This window comes from Cupriavidus sp. DB3 (assembly GCF_020418465.1).
GTDB classification, from domain to species: domain Bacteria; phylum Pseudomonadota; class Gammaproteobacteria; order Burkholderiales; family Burkholderiaceae; genus Cupriavidus; species Cupriavidus cauae.
Genome location: NZ_JAIZPL010000002.1, coordinates 805,088 through 820,024, shown reverse-complemented (window position 1 = coordinate 820,024; position 14,937 = coordinate 805,088). Strand labels below are relative to the sequence as shown.

Sequence of the window (14,937 nt, the reverse complement as noted above, 5' to 3'; positions counted from 1 at the left end):
GGCACAGCGGACCGACACAGTGGACGGCGGTCCGGCACACTGGATGTTTTGCATGGGAAGCGGGAGGGCGAGCCGTGAATGGAGTCATCGACGACGAGTCGCGCCAGGCGGTCGAACGGCTGCTCGGCATGATCAATTTCGACGACGGCGCAATGGTCGAGAAGCAGCTGGCGCTGCTGGACGAGGCGCTGGAGGAAGCCGACGATACGGTGGAAGGCACCGAACTGCTGTCGGTGGTGCAGGACGTGGTGGACTGGGAAGCGGGCTTCCAGGTCGAACAGAATGACACCGCCACCTTTATCGACTGCATGAACCAGCTGGCGGCGCGCGTGGCGCTGGTGCTCGATTGGGGCGTCGACGACCCCGAGGACGAGGACTTCCTGGGCAGCACCAGCGTGCCCGAACTGATGGAGCAGGCGCACGAGCAACTGCGCGCGTCCGGCATCACGCTATGGCACTGGGAGATCGGCTCGGGCGTCTACGCGGGCTGGATCGCGCGCGCCGAGGACGATGACGAGATCCTGGCGATCGGCGAAACGCTGGGTGTCGAGCTGCGGACCGGCGACCAGCCGTTCTGAGCGCGGCCGCCGCGGCCGCATCAAGCCTTGATATCGGCCTTGGGGTCGCCCTTGATATCGCCCTTGATATCGCCCTTGGTATCGCCCTTCGCCTCCGCCTTCCCCGCCCGCCGCACTCCTCGCGCCGGCGCCGCGGCCCCCACCGTGTGCTCCATCACATCGAGCAGCGCCCGCACCGCGGCCGGCATCAGCTTGCGCGCGGGCATCAGCACGTAGACCTTCAGCGGCGACGACGCATAGGCGGGCAGCACGCGCACCAGCTGGCCCTGGCGCACCTGCTCGTCGACGAACTTCGGCGACAGGCGCGCGACGCCCAGCCCGTCGGTGGCGGCCTTCAGCCGGATCTCCGCGTTGTGCGTGCGAATGCGCGGGTCGACCGGCAGCACGGCCACCTCGGCGCCGTCCTGCACGAACTCCCAGCGCCGATCGTCGGCGTTGCCGATCACGGGCCAGCCGTTCAGATCGCTGGGCGAGCGCGGCAGCCCGCGCGCCTGGATCAGCGATGGCGCGGCATAGAAGGCGCGCTCGACCAGCACCACGCGCTTGCTGGCGAACGAGCTGTCGTGCAGCGTGGTGTTGGTCATCACGAAGGCCAGGTCGTAGCCGTGCTTGAGCAGGTCCGGCTGGTCCCAGGTGACGTCGATCTGCACCTTCAGGTTCGGATGCAGCGTCAGAAGACGCGACAGGCTCGGGGCCAGATGCTGCGAGCCGACCTCGTACGGGGTGGCGATCCGCAGCGTGCCGCTGACCTGTTCGCTGGCCGAGGCGGCCTCGGCGCTGATCTCGCGCAAGGCGGCGAAATGCGGCGCGACGCGTTCGTACAGCCGCTGGCCCTGCTCGGTCACGCGCACGCGGCGCGTGTTGCGCTCGAACAGCCGTCCGCCGAGCTGCGCTTCAAGCCGGGCGATCGCCGCGCTCGCGGACGACTTCGGCACCTCGGCCAGTTCGGCCCCATGCGTGAAGGTGCCTGCCTCGACCACGCGGCAGAAGATTTCCCAATCCTTCCATTCGATCGTCTTCATCGTCCCGTTCGCCGGCGCCTGAGATGCGGCGCGCGAGCGGGATTTTCCCACAGCGCGGGCGGCATCGTAGGTCCAGCGCTCTGCCGCGGCCGGACTAATGCTCGAACAGGATCACCGAGCGCGCCAGCTCGCCGCGCCGCAGCTCGTCGAAGGCCTCGTTGATGCGCTCGAGCGGCAGCCGCTGCGCGATCAGCGCATCGAGCTCCAGCCGGCCCGACAGATAGAAGTCCACCAGGCGAGGCATGTCGATCGGGAAGCGGTTCGAGCCCATCATCGAGCCCTGGATGCGCTTTTCGGCGAGGAAGTCGGTGCCCTTGAGTTCGACCTTGACGCCCGGCGGCAGCATGCCGATCACGGTGGCGGCCCCGCCCCGGCGCAGCATCGCAAAGGCCTGCTCGGCCGTGGCCTTCAGCCCGATCGCCTCGAAGGCGTGATGGACGCCGCCGCCGGTCAGCGTGCGCACCGCGTCGACGGGATCGGCCGCGCTGGCGTCGACCACATCGGTGGCGCCGAAGCGCCGCGCCAGCTCCAGCTTGCCGGGCAGCCGGTCGATCGCGATGATGCGGCCCGCGCCCGCCAGCGCGGCGCCGTTGATGGTGGCAAGACCGATGCCGCCGCAGCCGATCACCGCGACGGTCTCGCCCGGCCGCACGCCGGCCGTATGCGTGACCGCGCCGAAGCCGGTCGTCACCGCGCAGCCGATCAGCGCGGCGCGATCCAGCGGCATGTCGCGCCGGATCGCCACCAGCGCATGCTCGTGGATCAGCATCTGTTCGGCGAAGGCCGACAGGTTCAGGAACTGGTTCATCGCCGCGCCGGCGGCGCGCAGCCGCGGCGGCTCGTCGTCACGGCGGCGCGTATCGGGCGCGACGCACAGCGACAGATGCCCGCTCAGGCAGTGTTCGCAGTGGCCGCAATAGGCCGACAGGCAGGTGATCACATGATCGCCGGGCTTGACCGTGCGCACTTCGGCGCCGACCTGCTCGACCACGCCGGCCGCTTCGTGGCCCAGCACCACCGGCATCGGAAACGGGTAGGCGCCGTCGAGAAAATGCAGGTCCGAATGGCAGACACCGACCGCCGCGGTGCGCACCAGCACCTCGCGCGGGCCGGGCTTGTCGATGGCGAGGTCTTCGATGACCAGCGGGGTCCTGGGCTGATGCAGCACGGCAGCTTTCATGGTGTCTCCTTGTTCCGCTTGATGGGCTATCGGGAAATCCACTGCGATGTTGCGCCCGCCGGCGCATCGCCCGGGACGGGTCCGGGTCCCAGCGCTGGTTCCGCTCTGGCTCTGGCTCTGGCTCGGGCTCTGGCTCTGGCTCTGGCTCGGGCTCTGGCTCGGGCTCTGGCTCGGGCTCGGGCTCGGGCTCGGAGCGAAGCCTACTGCAGCATGCGCCAGTCGCCCTGCGCTTCCTGCGCCTGTCCATCGGCCTGCAGCTTCAGCAGGTGCGCCAGCAGCGAGCGCTGCGCGACCGGCAGCATGCGCGGCGGCACGTCGTCGTAGACGCGCGGCAGCAGCGTTTCGATCGGCGCCGGCCCGAGCTCGCGCAACGCATTGACGACCTTGGCCTCGCGATGCTGCCGATGGCGCATCAGCAGGCGGATCGCGTCGCGCGGCCGCGGCATCAGGAAGCCATGGCCGGGCGCGAGCCATTCGAGATCCTCGTCCAGCAGCGCGGCGAGCGAGGCCAGATAGGCCCGCATGTCGCCATCGGGCGGGCCGATCACCACGGTCGAGCCCTGCATCACGTGGTCGCCGGTAAACAGCAGCTTCTCTTCCTCGAGCAGGAAGCACAGGTGATTGGACGCATGGCCCGGGGTATGCACCACGCGCAGCGTGATGGCGTCGCCCGGTACATCCGTGTCGCCGAGCACGATGCGCTCGCCGTGTTCGAGCACGCGGTCCGGCGCAAAGGTCGGGTCCTGCCGCTCGGGCCGGTTTGCGATGCGCCCCAGCACCTGGGCCCCGGTCGCTTCGCGCAGCCGCACCGCGCCCGGCGAATGATCGATATGCGTATGCGTGGCGAGGATCCAGCGGATCGGACCCGGCGCGGCGGCCAGCACCGCGCGCTGATGCGCCTCCTCGTCGGGGCCCGGATCGATCACCGCCCATTCGTTGCGCTTGCCGCCGCCGACCAGGTAGGTGTTGGTACCTGGCCCGGTCATCGCGTTGCCGTTGTCGGCGGTCACGCGCCAGACGCGTTCCGACAGCCGCACCGGCACGCCAGGTTCGAGCGCATAGCGGCCGTGGCCGGCGCCGTCCGGATCGATGCGCGCGATCTCCGCGTAGGGCGGCTCGTCCGGCTGCACCGGGCGCACGCCCTTGGGGCCATTGGCCAGCCGCGGCATGATCAGCGCGATCTCGCGCAGGCCCTGCGCGTAGTCGAAGCAGGCCTGCGCCGTGGGGAAATGCGCGATCGACGCCAGCATGCGCCGCGTCACGTTGACCAGCGTCATGCCGCTGTCCGGCGCGATCGCCTCGGCCGGGCGCACCCAGCGATGATCGACCGCCTCGATGCCGTCGTGCATCGCGCTCTGGCCCGGCGGCAGCACCGCGACGAAGAAGCGCGTATCGAAACGCTTGGGCAGGCCCGGCGGCGTCAGCCAGTGGCTGATATAGGCCATCCTGTCCATCGCCAGCCGCAGATCGAAGCGGCGGCAGACCTCGGCGATGCCCGGGCCGCCATAGCGGACCGCCTCGCGCAGCCAGGCCAGCTGGGCGTCGTCGAAGCGTTCGAGCGCGACCATCTCGCCGTCGCGCTGGTAGGCGAACAGCAGACCGGCCTCCTCGCAGCATTCGCGCACCGCGCACAGGTAGAAGTCGAGCCCTCCGGCCGGCAGGCGCAGCCGCGCGCTGGCGGCGGCATCGTCGAGCCCTTCGCAGAGGCCGTGCAACTGGTTGTCCTGCGGATCCAGCGTGCCGCCGGGGAACACATAGGCGCCGCTGCTGCGGTCGTCCTGGCGTTCGGGCCGGCGCACCAGCAGCACTTCCATGCCGTCGGCGCCGTCGCGCAGCACCAGCACGCTGGCCGCGTGGCGCAGCGAAGGAGCGCGCGGACGCTTCGCTGGCGCGGCAGATGGGGCGCCAGCGGCGGCGTCCGGGGTGGGATTCGATGGATTCATACGGGTCGAACAGATCGGGTGGGCGGCGCGCGGACATGGCGCGGGCCGTCATCGGATCGCCCTAGTGTAAGGGCAAGCGTCGCGGCGGTCATGGCGCACTGCGCCAGTGGAGCGGCAGCGCTGTGCGGTCACCGGCCGCAAGCCGGGCTGCGAACCGGGCTGCGAACCGGGCTGCGAACCGGGCTGCGAACCGGGGCTGCGAGCTGGACCCCGAACTGGCCGCAAGCCGGGCCGGTATGCCAGGCGCGTTACAGGGCAGGCAATCAGAAGGCAGGCGACGAGGCAGGCGGCCCGCTGGCGTCCGGCGCGCCCGGGCCGCCGGCCGTGCCAGGGCGTCCGGCGCGGGCCATCCGCGCGCGGTCCTCGGCGGCCTCGCGCTGGTCGGCTTCCGTGGCGGCCTCGGCGGCCGCATCGGCGCCGGCCTCCTTGCTGTCGCTCATCCGCTGCCGATAGAAACGCCGGATGATCTGCTGCGCCACCGGCAGCCGCCCGCCCACCGGCGCGGGGAAGCGCACGATCGCGTCGAGCCGGTCGGTGCCGACCGGTTCGAACATCACGCGCGGCGCGAACTGCGACAGCTCCAGGAAGCGCGTATCGCCATAGCGGCGCAGGCTCTGGCCCGCGGCCTCGAGAAACGGCTCGCAGGCCTGCTGCGCGATGTCGAGCAGTTCCGCCTCGATGCGGTCCGGGTCGCACTGCGCCGCCAGCGGAATGCGCACGGTGTCCAGCGTGTATTTGCCCGCCTGCGAATGATTGCGCACCGCCACCGTCAGCAGCAGGCTGTTGGGCACCTGCACCGTGAAGCCGGTGAATTGCCGGGTCGGCGCGACCTCGACCAGCGTCGTCGTCAGCGCGTCCATGTCGATCACCTCGCCGGCGTACTGGCCGATCTCCACCAGGTCCCCCAACTGGAACGGCCGCGTCAGCATCCGCATGAACGCGCCGAGGAAGCACATCACCAGCTCCTTGCCGGAGATCATCAGCGCGGCGGCAAACGCGGCCAGCGAGATCGCGACGCTCTTCAGTTCGGAGACCCAGATGCCGAGCAGCAGCAGGAACACCACCGCGCCGATCAGGTTGCGCGAGGCCACGGTCCAGGTGCGATAGCTGCGCAGGTTGTCGCGATCGGCGAGCTGGCGCGAGACGAAGAAGCGGTTGCTGAGCTTGACCAGCAGCACGCCCACCAGAACGATGAGCACGCTCAGCACGATATGCAGCAGGATGCTGTCGTTGAAATCCAGATTCAGCTTCATGGTGTCGGGACCGCGGCGCCGCAGCGCCGCTCGGCCGCGCGGGCAGGGAAGCCACGATTCTACCGAGTTGGCGGCCCGGGTATCCCGCCGTCTATCCCGCCGGCGGGTTTTCTTATAGGATGCCGCCCCATTGCTGGCCTTCCTGTCCTGACCATGACCGCTTCCCAAGACACGCGCGCCGCGGCGGCCGCCGACACCGCGCGTCCGACCTTGCAGCGCAAGCTGCGGGCCCGCCATCTGAGCATGATCGCCATCGGCGGCTCGATCGGCACGGGACTGTTCGTCGCCTCCGGCGCGACCATTGCCCAGGCCGGCCCGGGCGGGGCGCTCGCCGCCTACCTGCTGATCGGCGCGATGGTCTATTTCCTGATGACCAGCCTGGGCGAACTGGCCGCCTATATGCCGGTGGCCGGCTCGTTCTCGACCTACGGCTCGATGTATGTCGAGGAGGGCTTCGGCTTCGCGCTCGGCTGGAACTACTGGTACAACTGGGCGGTGACGATCGCGGTGGAGCTGGCCGCAGCGCAGCTGGTGATGCAGTACTGGTTCCCCGACACGCCGGGCATTCTGTGGAGCGCGCTGTTCCTGGCGCTGATGTTCGGGCTCAACGCGATCTCGGTGCGCGGCTTCGGCGAGGCCGAATACTGGTGCTCGCTGGTCAAGGTGGTGACCGTGATCGCGTTCATCGCGATCGGCACGCTGATGATCTTCGGCATCCTGCGCGGCGACGTGCCGGCGAGCCTGGCCAACCTGACGCTGGGCGATGCGCCCTTCGTCGGTGGGCTGCCCGCGATGATCGGCGTGGCGATGATCGCCGGCTTCTCGTTCCAGGGCACCGAGCTGATCGGCGTCGCCGCCGGCGAATCGGCCGATCCGGCGCGCAATATCCCGCGCGCGGTGCGGCAGGTGTTCTGGCGCATCCTGCTGTTCTATGTGCTGGCGATCGCGGTGATCGGCGTGCTGATTCCCTATACCGATCCGAGCCTGCTCAAGAGCGATGTGCAGACCATCGGCGTCAGCCCGTTCACGCTGGTGTTCCGCAATGCGGGTCTTGCCTTCGCCGCCGGGCTGATGAACGCGGTGATCCTGACGGCCGTGCTGTCGGCCGGCAATTCGGGCATGTATGCGTCGACGCGGATGCTCTACAACCTCGCCACCGAGGGCCGCGCGCCGCGAGTGTTCGCCCGGCTGACGCGCAACGGCGTGCCGATGCCCGCGCTGCTGGCCACCACCGCGGTCGGCGCGCTGTGCTTCCTGACCTCGCTGTTCGAGAGCAAGACGGTCTATCTGTGGCTGCTGAGCCTGTCCGGCATGACGGGCTTCATCGCATGGCTGGGCATCGCCATCAGCCACTACCGCTTCCGCAAGGGCTGGACCCGGCGGGGCCTGGACCTGTCGCGGCTGCCGTACCGCTCGCCCTTCTTCCCGTACGGCCCGATCTTCGCGTTCGTGCTGTGCCTGGTGATCGCGCTGGGGCAGAACTTCCAGGCCTTCCTCAGCGGCAATATCGACTGGTGGTCGGTGGCCGCCACCTATATCGGCATTCCGATCTTCCTGGCGATCTGGCTGGGCTACCGCTGGACGCGCAAGACGCGCTTCGTCAGGTACGAGGACATGCGGTTTCCGGGCGTCGAATGAGGCCGGTGAAGGGGCCAGTGAAGGGGCCGGTGAAAACAGTCCGTGAAGCGGCGGGGGATCCCGCTCAGTAGACGTCGCGCCGATAGCGCCCGTTCTCGGCCAACGCCGCCAGTGCCTGCGTCCCCAGCACCTCGGCCAGCGCATCGTTGACGCCCGCGGCCATGCCCTGCAGGCTGCCGCAGACGTAGATCGCCGCGCCGGCCGCGACCCATTCGCGGATCTGCGGCGCGGCGGCGCGCACGGCGTCCTGCACGTAGCGCAGCGGCGCACCGTCGCGCGACCAGGTCCGGTCCAGCCGCGGCAGCGTGCCGTCGGCCTGCCAGGCCTGCAATTCTTCCCGATAGAAGGCGTCGTGCGCCGCGCTGCGTTCGCCGAACAGCAGCCAGTTGCGCCGGTGCCCGGCGGCGGCGCGCGCCTTCAACAGCGCGCGCAGGCCCGCCATGCCGGTGCCGTTGCCGATCAGCAGCAGCGGCCGGTCGTCGGCCGGTGCATGGAAGGCGCGGTTGGTGCGCACGCGCAGCGCAATCGGCGCGCCGAGCGGCGCGTGTTCGGTCAGCCAGCCCGACGCGAGCCCGAGCCGGCCATCCTCGTGGCGGGTCTGGCGCACCAGCAGGTCGAGCCGGCCATCGGTGGGCAGCGAAGCGATCGAATATTCGCGATGCGGCAGCGGCGGCAGCGCGTCGATCAGCGCCTGCGGGGACAAGCCGCGCATCGCTTCGGCATGCGGCGCGGGCAACGGCATGCGGGTGGCCAGCGCGTCCGCCAGCGGCATCGCCTCGCCATCGCAGCGCACCGCGGCGCCGCCATCGAGGGACAGGTCACGCAGCAGTTGCGCGACCTGCGTGGAGGGCAGGCGCGGGCCGATCTCCGCGATATCGCCCGCCTGCCAGTCGAGCGCGGCCGGCGACTCGGGCTCCAGCGCCAGATGGAAGGCCGGCGCACCGGCGCTGCCCGGATTCATCAGCCGGCGTTCGACCAGCCGCCAGCGGCCGTAGCGCGGCGCCTCCCAGTCCGCGATCTCGGCGCCACCGGCCAGCGCGGACAGGTGGTTCTGCCAATGGCGCAGCGCGCCGGTGTCGCCGTTGTCGACCTCGACCAGGTCGAACAAGGGCTGCGCCTGCGCGCGCTGCAGCGCCGCGCTCAGCGCATGCCCGTAGGCGCAGAAATTCGCGTAGCTGCTGTCGCCCAGCGCCAGGATGCCGTAGCGCAGGCGGCGCAGCCCGTCGCCGCTCGCGGCGGCCAGCTTGCGCGTGAAGCCCGCCGCGCTGTCGGGCGCATCGCCCTCGCCGGTGGTGCTGGCAACGAACAGCGCCTGACGGCAGCGCGCGAGCGCGGACGGATCGAGATCGGCAAACGAGGCGACCCGCACCGGCAGGCCGGCGTGTTGCAGCGCCTGCGCGGTCTGCAGCGCCAGCTGTTCGGCAAACCCGGTCTGGCTGGCATAGGCGATCAGCGTGGCATCGTCGGCGGTCGACGCGAACACGGCGCTGCCCTGGCGGCGACGGCGATGCAGCGCGAGGATCGCGCCGCAGAAGCCGGCGTAGGCGAGGGCGACGCCGCCCGCGGTCGGCCATTTGCCCGCGCCGGCCAGCGACAGCGCCAGGCCGGACGCGCCGGCCACTCCGCTGATGGCGGTGAGCACGCCGAGCGCGCTCGTCAGCGAGGGCAGGCCGAATCGTCGCGGCGCGTTCATGCGAGCATCGCCGCGAAGGCGGGCGAAACGCGTTCGGCAAAGCCGTGCGGCGTGCGCAGCAGCATCCGCGCCGCGATGCCGCGCTGCGTGGCGAAGGCCATGCCGGCCTCGGGGCCGAGCACGGTCAGCGCGGTCGACAGCGCGTCGGCCATCATGCATTGCCGATGCAGCACGGTCACCGAGGCCAGCGCGTGGCTGGCCGGATAGCCGGTACGGGGATCGAGCGTGTGGGCGTAGCGGCGGCCGCCGCTGTCGAAATAGCGGCGGTAATCGCCGGAGGTCGCGACCGACAGGCCGTGCAGCGCGACCACGGTCGGTGCAGCGGCATCGCCCGCGTGCAAGGTGGCATCGCCGCCGCGGGCGTCATCCGTGGCCGGCGGGCTTTCCAGCTCGACCCACCACGGCATGCCATCGGGCTTGACGCCCTCGCCGCGCAGCTCGCCGCCGATCTCGACCAGATGGTGCGAGACGCCGCGCGCCGACAGCCATGCCGATACGGCGTCGACCGCATAGCCCTTGGCGATCGCGCACAGATCGATCGACACGCCGCCGGGATGGCGCGCGCGCTGTCCTTCCTCGTCGAGCTCGATGCGCGCCCAGCCGCAGCGCTCGCGCGCCGCTTCGACTTCGTCGGCGGTCGGCGGCAGCGCGCGTGCGCCGTCGGGGCCGAAGCCCCACAGCGACACCAACGGGCCCGCGCTCGGATCGTAGGCGCCACCGCTGTCGCGCGCGACCGCCAGCGCCGCCTGCAGCACGGAAAAGCAGGCGGGCGGCAACGAGACCCAGCTGCCGGCGGGCGCGCCGTTGAAACGGCCGATATCGGAGTCGTCGAGCCAGTTGCTCATCTGCCCGACGATCTGTGCGAGCAACGCGTCGATGCCGGCCTGGATCGTTGCGGCATCGACAGCGGCATCGACAGCGGCATCGACAGCGGCATCGATATCGGCATCGAAACCGGGCGCGTCATTGCCCGCGTCATTGCCCGCGACTTTGCCTGCGTCATTGCCCGCGACTTTGCCTGCGTCATTGCCCGCGTCTTTGCCCCTGTCATCGCCAGCATCATCGGCGGTCAGCAGGCAGCGCACCGACCAGGTCGTCCCCATCGTCTGCCCGCCGCATCGATGCAGCACCACCGCGCCTTCGGGCGGCGACGGTGGCGCATCGAAACGCAGCGGCACCAGCACGCGCCGCGCGGCGGATGGCGGCGCGGATGGTAGCTCGGATGACGGCGTGGACCGCATGCGAGCCGCCGCGGCGGCGGACATCGGCAGCATCGGAGGACCCAACTCGACCCAACGCGCCGCGCTTACTGCGGCAGCACCTCGAAGGTCGCCATATAGGCCGCGCGGCGCGCCTTGGCGGGCTTGATCGAGACCTTGTCATCGCGCACCTCGGCCTCGATCCAGTACATGCCCGGCGACGGCCACTTGACGGTGAACTTGCCGTCCGCATCGGTCTTGACCTTCATCTCGCCGAGCTGGTCGCGATAGCGATTGCCGCCCGGCACCACCTCGACCTCGACGTTGGCCGCCGGCTTGCCGTCGAGCAGCAGCCGGAAATTGGCCGGCTCGTCCGCAAACAGATCGTTCGGATGCGTGACGGGGGCCAGCTCCAGCCCGCGGCCGGTGGTCTTCAACGCCTGGGTGGTCGGCTTGCCGGCGGTCACGAAGGTTTCGAGCCGGCTCTCGGACTGGGTCACCTGCAGGTCCTGGGCGTTGGCCGGCACCTTCTGCGCGAAATCCTCGGCCGAGCCGCGCCAGCGCTTGGTCTGGCCGTTCTCCTTGTAGCTGGCGAACAGGCCGTTGTTGACCACCGCCAGCTTGTAGGTGCCCGGAGCGGTCAGGTGCACGTCGAAGGTGCTGCGATAGCGGCCGGTGCTCTGGTTCTCGGCCTTGGCCGGGCTGCCGTCCGGTGCGCTGACGCTGAGGTTGTCGAGGCGCAGCGGGAAATGCTCGAAGTAGAACAGGTCGTTGGACACCGCCGCATCGACGGTCACCCACGGATCGCTGCCCGACAGCACGGTGGCCGACGGCAGCAGCCATTGGCGGTGGGCGTGCGCGGACAGCGGCAGCAGCGCAACCAGGGCCAGCGCGGACAGCCTGGCGGAGAGGGACATCGCGGAACGGTTCATCGAGGGCTCCAGGGCACGGGATCGGAAATGGACGGATGGAATGCGGCGGGCGGCGGCGCGGGGCACGACGCTCACGGCTTCAGGCTGACGGTGACGGCGCCCAGCTCGTGCTGGCCCTTGGCTTGCGCCGACTTGGAACCGTCCGGCGGCCAGGCGAACGGCACGCGCAGCAGTTCGCGGCCGCCGACTTCGCGCGCGGCCTCGACCACCAGCTGGTATTCGCCCGCGGGCAGCTTGGCCAGCGGCGCCTTGCCGTCGGTGAAGGTCACGGTGTGTTCGCCCGGTGCGCGCGTCGCGCCGGAGATGCCGTCGGCCGGCATCTGCAGATCGCGGCCGGCCTTGCGCCACCACTGGCGCATGTCCTTGAGCCACTTGGTGCCCTCGGCGTTCTTCAGCTTGACGTCGTACCAGACCGACAAGGTCGCCACCGGGCTCTGGTCGGCGCGCTCCAGCCACATCGCCACATAAGGGCGGTGGTATTCGGCGACGCTCAGGCGAGGGATCTCGACCTTGACGTTGATCTCCGCCGCCGCGGCGGGCGCGGCGAACGAGACCGCCGCCAGGCCGCCCAGGCCACTGAGGCCGCCCAGGCCGGTCATGGAGACGTTAAGCAAACGACGCATACAGGGAACCTCGTCAATGGATAAACAGGATGGCCAGCAGCAGCGGTGCCACCAGCCCCAGGCCGACCAGCGGCCAGGTGGCGACGCGGGCGCCGGCGTGCAGCTTCAGCAGGAACAGGCCGGTCACGCAGAACACCAGGCAGGCAAACGCGAACAGGTCCAGGAACAGGCTCCAGGCGCCGCCGGTGTTGCGGCCCTTGTGCAGATCGTTCAGGTAGGAGATCCAGCCGCGCGTGGTCAGCTCGTACTGCGCCTCGCCGCTGTCGAGCGCGACGCTGACCCAGGCATCGCCACCGGGGCGCGGCAGCGGCACGTAAATTTCGTCCGGGGACCATTCGGCCTCGCGGCCATGCGCGTCGATATCGAATTCGTGCTGCAGCCAGTCGGCGAGTTCGGCAGGGACCGGGGTTTTGTCCTGGGCGGCGTTATTGCCGCGGTTGCCGGTATCGCCGTTTTTGCCGCTATTGCCGCCGTCGCTGCTATCGCCGTTCGTGCCCGCCAGGGCCGCCTTGCGGGCCTGCAAGGCCGCCAGCACCGGGGCCGGCGCCTCGGCATTGCGAACCACGACCTTCGGCTCGGCCTCGATCTGTCCGGCATGGTTCAGCGTGAAGCCGGTCACCGCGAACAGCAGCATGCCGATCAGGCAGAGCGCGGAGCTGATCCAGTGCCATTGGTGAAGGTGCTTGAGCCAGAACGCCCGGCGCTGCTGCGCCGCGCCCATATGGGATTCCATACGCGGCTCCAGAGGGGGTTCCAGGCGGGATTCGGTCATGACTGTGTTCCGGCGCTACTGCGTGTTGCTCGTCGCCGGGGCAATGCGGCGTGCGGGACGGCGGCGCAGCGACTTGCCACGGGCGCTCGCCGTCCGTCGTCGGCCCGTCGTAACGGGAGTTTCAGGAGACCGAAAGAATAATTGTTCTCATTTGGTCCTGCAATCCACACGTGATTAATAAGTATTACAGCGCATTTCACGTGCCGTAACTTGTAAGTAAGTGCATGTAACTTTACGCGTACTGCCACGATTGTGCCCGCATTTGCGCTCATGGAAAGCCCTAGGCCCTCCCCGGTCAAGTTTGTCCGCCGGTCCGCCGTTATGCCGCGGACAAACACAATTTTTACGGTGGACCACGGGGAAACACGATGCTGGAACGTCTTAGCTTGAGAAAGAAATTGCTGCTGCCATTGGTGCTCAGCTGGGTGTGCCTGTTGGCGCTGCTGTTGTGGGATGCCTGGCAGATGCGCAACATGCGGCTCGACGAGCGGCGCACCGACCTCGTCCATGTCACCGAGACCGCGCTGTCGGTAGTCAAGGCCTACGAGGCCGAGGCGAAGGCCGGCAAGATGACCGTCGAACAGGCCAAGGAATTCGCCGTCGACAAGGTGCGGGCGATGCGTTTCGGCAGCGACGGTTACTTCACGCTGATGCGCTCGGACACCGTGGTCGTGATGCATCCGATCAAGTCCGAGATGAACGGCAAGAGCATGGCCGACTTCAAGGATCCGGCCGGCACCTACCTGTTCCGCGACATCGCCGAGATCGGCAAGGGGCCGGGCACCGGCTTCGTCCACTACCTGTGGCCCAAGCCGGGCGCGGAGGCGCCGCAGCCCAAGCTCAGCTATGTCGCCAACTTCAAGCCGTGGGACTGGAACTTCATCTCGGGCGTCTATCTGGACGATATCGACGCGGCCTTCCGCGCCTCGCTGTGGCAATCGCTGGGGCTGCTCCTGGTGATCGGCACGCTGATGAGCCTGGTCGTCGTCCGGATCGCGAACGGCCTGCACAAGCAGCTTGGCGGTGAGCCGGCGCTCACCTCGCATATCGCCAGCCGGATTGCGGAAGGCGATCTGGCCAGCCGCGTCGAGGTCGCGCCCGGCGACCAGCGCAGCGTGCTGTTCGCAATGGCCCAGATGCAGCAGCGGCTGACCGGCGCGATCGGCACCATCCGCGGTTCGGCCGATTCGATCGCCGGCGCGGCCAAGCAGATCGCCGCCGGCAACGCCGACCTGTCGCGCCGCAGCGAGGAACAGGCCGCCTCGCTGGAGGAGACCGCCGCCAGCATGGAGCAGCTGACCAGCACCGTGCGCCAGACCGCCGACAACGCCCGCCAGGCCAGCCGGCTGGCCGAAGGCGCGTCGGAGATCGCGGTGCGCGGCGGCGAGATCGTCCATCAGGTGGTTTCCACGATGGGCGAGATCAAGGACGCGTCCGGCAAGGTGGTCGACATCATTGGCGTGATCGAAGGCATCGCCTTCCAGACGAATATCCTGGCGCTGAACGCCGCTGTCGAAGCGGCCCGCGCCGGCGACCAGGGCCGTGGCTTTGCCGTGGTGGCCGGCGAAGTGCGCAGCCTCGCTCAGCGCAGCGCCACCGCCGCCAAGGAAATCAAGGCGCTGATCGGCAACTCGGCGCAGCGCGTCGAGGACGGCTCGGCGCTGGTCGAGAACGCCGGCAAGGCGATGGGCGAGATCGTCGAGGCGGTCAAGCGCGTCACCGACCTGATCGGCGAAATGCGCGCCGCCACCGAGGAACAGACCGGCGGCATCGAGCAGGTGAACCAGGCCGTCACGCAGATGGACCAGATGGCGCAGCAGAACGCCGCGCTGGTCGAACAGGCGGCCGCCGCCGCGGCGTCGCTGGAAGACCAGGCCGATGCGCTGCACCGCGCGGTGGGGACGTTCCGGTTGGCGGCGTGATCTGGAAGACCCAGGCGGGAGGGTGACTTGGCATGTTGACGGGACGTGCTGGGTGCCTCTGGATGGCCTACCGTGTCGTGTGTATAGTCCACGCTCTGCGCTTGACGTAAGCCGGTGAACATCCGGCCCGCGAGCGCAGGGACTCAATACCAACAAGGACAGTTGCACACGGCCGCGCGCTC

At 69.5% G+C, this 14,937-nt stretch carries 12 protein-coding genes; 3 read left to right on the top strand and 9 right to left on the bottom strand.

Features of this window, described 5'->3' with window-relative positions:
- Positions 1–74 precede the first annotated feature (74 nt).
- Entirely contained in the window at positions 75–578 is a 504-nt protein-coding gene (locus K7G19_RS09370; protein WP_226106978.1) for a hypothetical protein, read from the top strand.
- Positions 579–598: 20 nt separating this feature from the next.
- Here K7G19_RS09370 and K7G19_RS09365 read toward each other — a convergent pair whose 3' ends face one another.
- From K7G19_RS09365 to K7G19_RS09350, 4 genes are all read right to left on the bottom strand, one after another.
- The gene (locus K7G19_RS09365) at positions 599–1,600 is read right to left on the bottom strand and encodes a LysR family transcriptional regulator (protein WP_226106976.1); all 1,002 of its coding nucleotides are present in this window, start codon (positions 1,598–1,600) and stop codon (positions 599–601) included.
- Positions 1,601–1,694: 94 nt separating this feature from the next.
- The gene (locus tag K7G19_RS09360) at positions 1,695–2,780 is read right to left on the bottom strand and encodes a Zn-dependent alcohol dehydrogenase (RefSeq protein WP_149318621.1); all 1,086 of its coding nucleotides are present in this window, start codon (positions 2,778–2,780) and stop codon (positions 1,695–1,697) included.
- A 200-nt stretch (positions 2,781–2,980) separates the two neighbouring features.
- Complete coding sequence (locus K7G19_RS09355; protein WP_226106974.1) at positions 2,981–4,723, bottom strand: MBL fold metallo-hydrolase; 1,743 nt, start codon at positions 4,721–4,723, stop codon at positions 2,981–2,983.
- A 263-nt stretch (positions 4,724–4,986) separates the two neighbouring features.
- The gene (locus K7G19_RS09350; protein WP_226106973.1) at positions 4,987–5,976 is read right to left on the bottom strand and encodes a mechanosensitive ion channel family protein; all 990 of its coding nucleotides are present in this window, start codon (positions 5,974–5,976) and stop codon (positions 4,987–4,989) included.
- Between the two features lie 153 nt (positions 5,977–6,129).
- On the opposite strand from K7G19_RS09350, the gene K7G19_RS09345 reads away from it, so the two are divergent.
- Entirely contained in the window at positions 6,130–7,614 is a 1,485-nt protein-coding gene (locus tag K7G19_RS09345; protein WP_149318620.1) for an amino acid permease, read from the top strand.
- A 64-nt stretch (positions 7,615–7,678) separates the two neighbouring features.
- Here the strand turns inward: K7G19_RS09345 and K7G19_RS09340 are convergent, their stop codons facing one another.
- The 5 genes from K7G19_RS09340 to K7G19_RS09320 form a co-directional block, all read right to left on the bottom strand.
- Positions 7,679–9,307, bottom strand: a complete 1,629-nt coding sequence (locus K7G19_RS09340; RefSeq protein WP_226106972.1) for a sulfite reductase flavoprotein subunit alpha — start codon at positions 9,305–9,307, stop codon at positions 7,679–7,681.
- Entirely contained in the window at positions 9,304–10,548 is a 1,245-nt protein-coding gene (locus tag K7G19_RS09335; protein WP_226106971.1) for an FAD:protein FMN transferase, read from the bottom strand. The genes K7G19_RS09340 and K7G19_RS09335 overlap by 4 nt, the downstream gene beginning before the upstream one ends.
- Positions 10,549–10,613: 65 nt before the next feature.
- Positions 10,614–11,438, bottom strand: coding sequence for a DUF4198 domain-containing protein (locus K7G19_RS09330; RefSeq protein WP_226106970.1), 825 nt, complete (start codon positions 11,436–11,438; stop codon positions 10,614–10,616).
- 71 nt (positions 11,439–11,509) lie between these two features.
- Positions 11,510–12,061 carry a DUF2271 domain-containing protein gene (locus tag K7G19_RS09325; RefSeq protein WP_226106969.1) on the bottom strand — a complete coding sequence of 184 codons (552 nt, stop codon included), beginning with the start codon at positions 12,059–12,061 and terminating at the stop codon, positions 11,510–11,512.
- A gap of 13 nt (positions 12,062–12,074) precedes the next feature.
- On the bottom strand, positions 12,075–12,794 hold the full coding sequence (locus tag K7G19_RS09320; protein WP_226106968.1) for a PepSY-associated TM helix domain-containing protein: 720 nt from the start codon (positions 12,792–12,794) through the stop codon (positions 12,075–12,077).
- Between the two features lie 407 nt (positions 12,795–13,201).
- Here K7G19_RS09320 and K7G19_RS09315 point away from each other — a divergent pair, with 407 nt between their 5' ends.
- On the top strand, positions 13,202–14,755 hold the full coding sequence (locus K7G19_RS09315) for a methyl-accepting chemotaxis protein (protein ID WP_226106967.1): 1,554 nt from the start codon (positions 13,202–13,204) through the stop codon (positions 14,753–14,755).
- The last annotated feature ends 182 nt before the right edge of the window (positions 14,756–14,937 follow it).

Coding starts and splice junctions, on each gene's coding strand:
- K7G19_RS09350 (WP_226106973.1), bottom strand. CDS start 5,976: ATGAAGCTGAATCTGGATTTCAACGACAGCATCCTGCTGCATATCGTG.
- K7G19_RS09365 (WP_226106976.1), bottom strand. CDS start 1,600: ATGAAGACGATCGAATGGAAGGATTGGGAAATCTTCTGCCGCGTGGTC.
- K7G19_RS09330 (WP_226106970.1), bottom strand. CDS start 11,438: ATGAACCGTTCCGCGATGTCCCTCTCCGCCAGGCTGTCCGCGCTGGCC.
- K7G19_RS09345 (WP_149318620.1), top strand. CDS start 6,130: ATGACCGCTTCCCAAGACACGCGCGCCGCGGCGGCCGCCGACACCGCG.
- K7G19_RS09320 (WP_226106968.1), bottom strand. CDS start 12,794: ATGGAATCCCATATGGGCGCGGCGCAGCAGCGCCGGGCGTTCTGGCTC.
- K7G19_RS09360 (WP_149318621.1), bottom strand. CDS start 2,780: ATGAAAGCTGCCGTGCTGCATCAGCCCAGGACCCCGCTGGTCATCGAA.
- K7G19_RS09335 (WP_226106971.1), bottom strand. CDS start 10,548: ATGCGGTCCACGCCGTCATCCGAGCTACCATCCGCGCCGCCATCCGCC.
- K7G19_RS09355 (WP_226106974.1), bottom strand. CDS start 4,723: ATGAATCCATCGAATCCCACCCCGGACGCCGCCGCTGGCGCCCCATCT.
- K7G19_RS09315 (WP_226106967.1), top strand. CDS start 13,202: ATGCTGGAACGTCTTAGCTTGAGAAAGAAATTGCTGCTGCCATTGGTG.
- K7G19_RS09325 (WP_226106969.1), bottom strand. CDS start 12,061: ATGCGTCGTTTGCTTAACGTCTCCATGACCGGCCTGGGCGGCCTCAGT.
- K7G19_RS09340 (WP_226106972.1), bottom strand. CDS start 9,307: ATGAACGCGCCGCGACGATTCGGCCTGCCCTCGCTGACGAGCGCGCTC.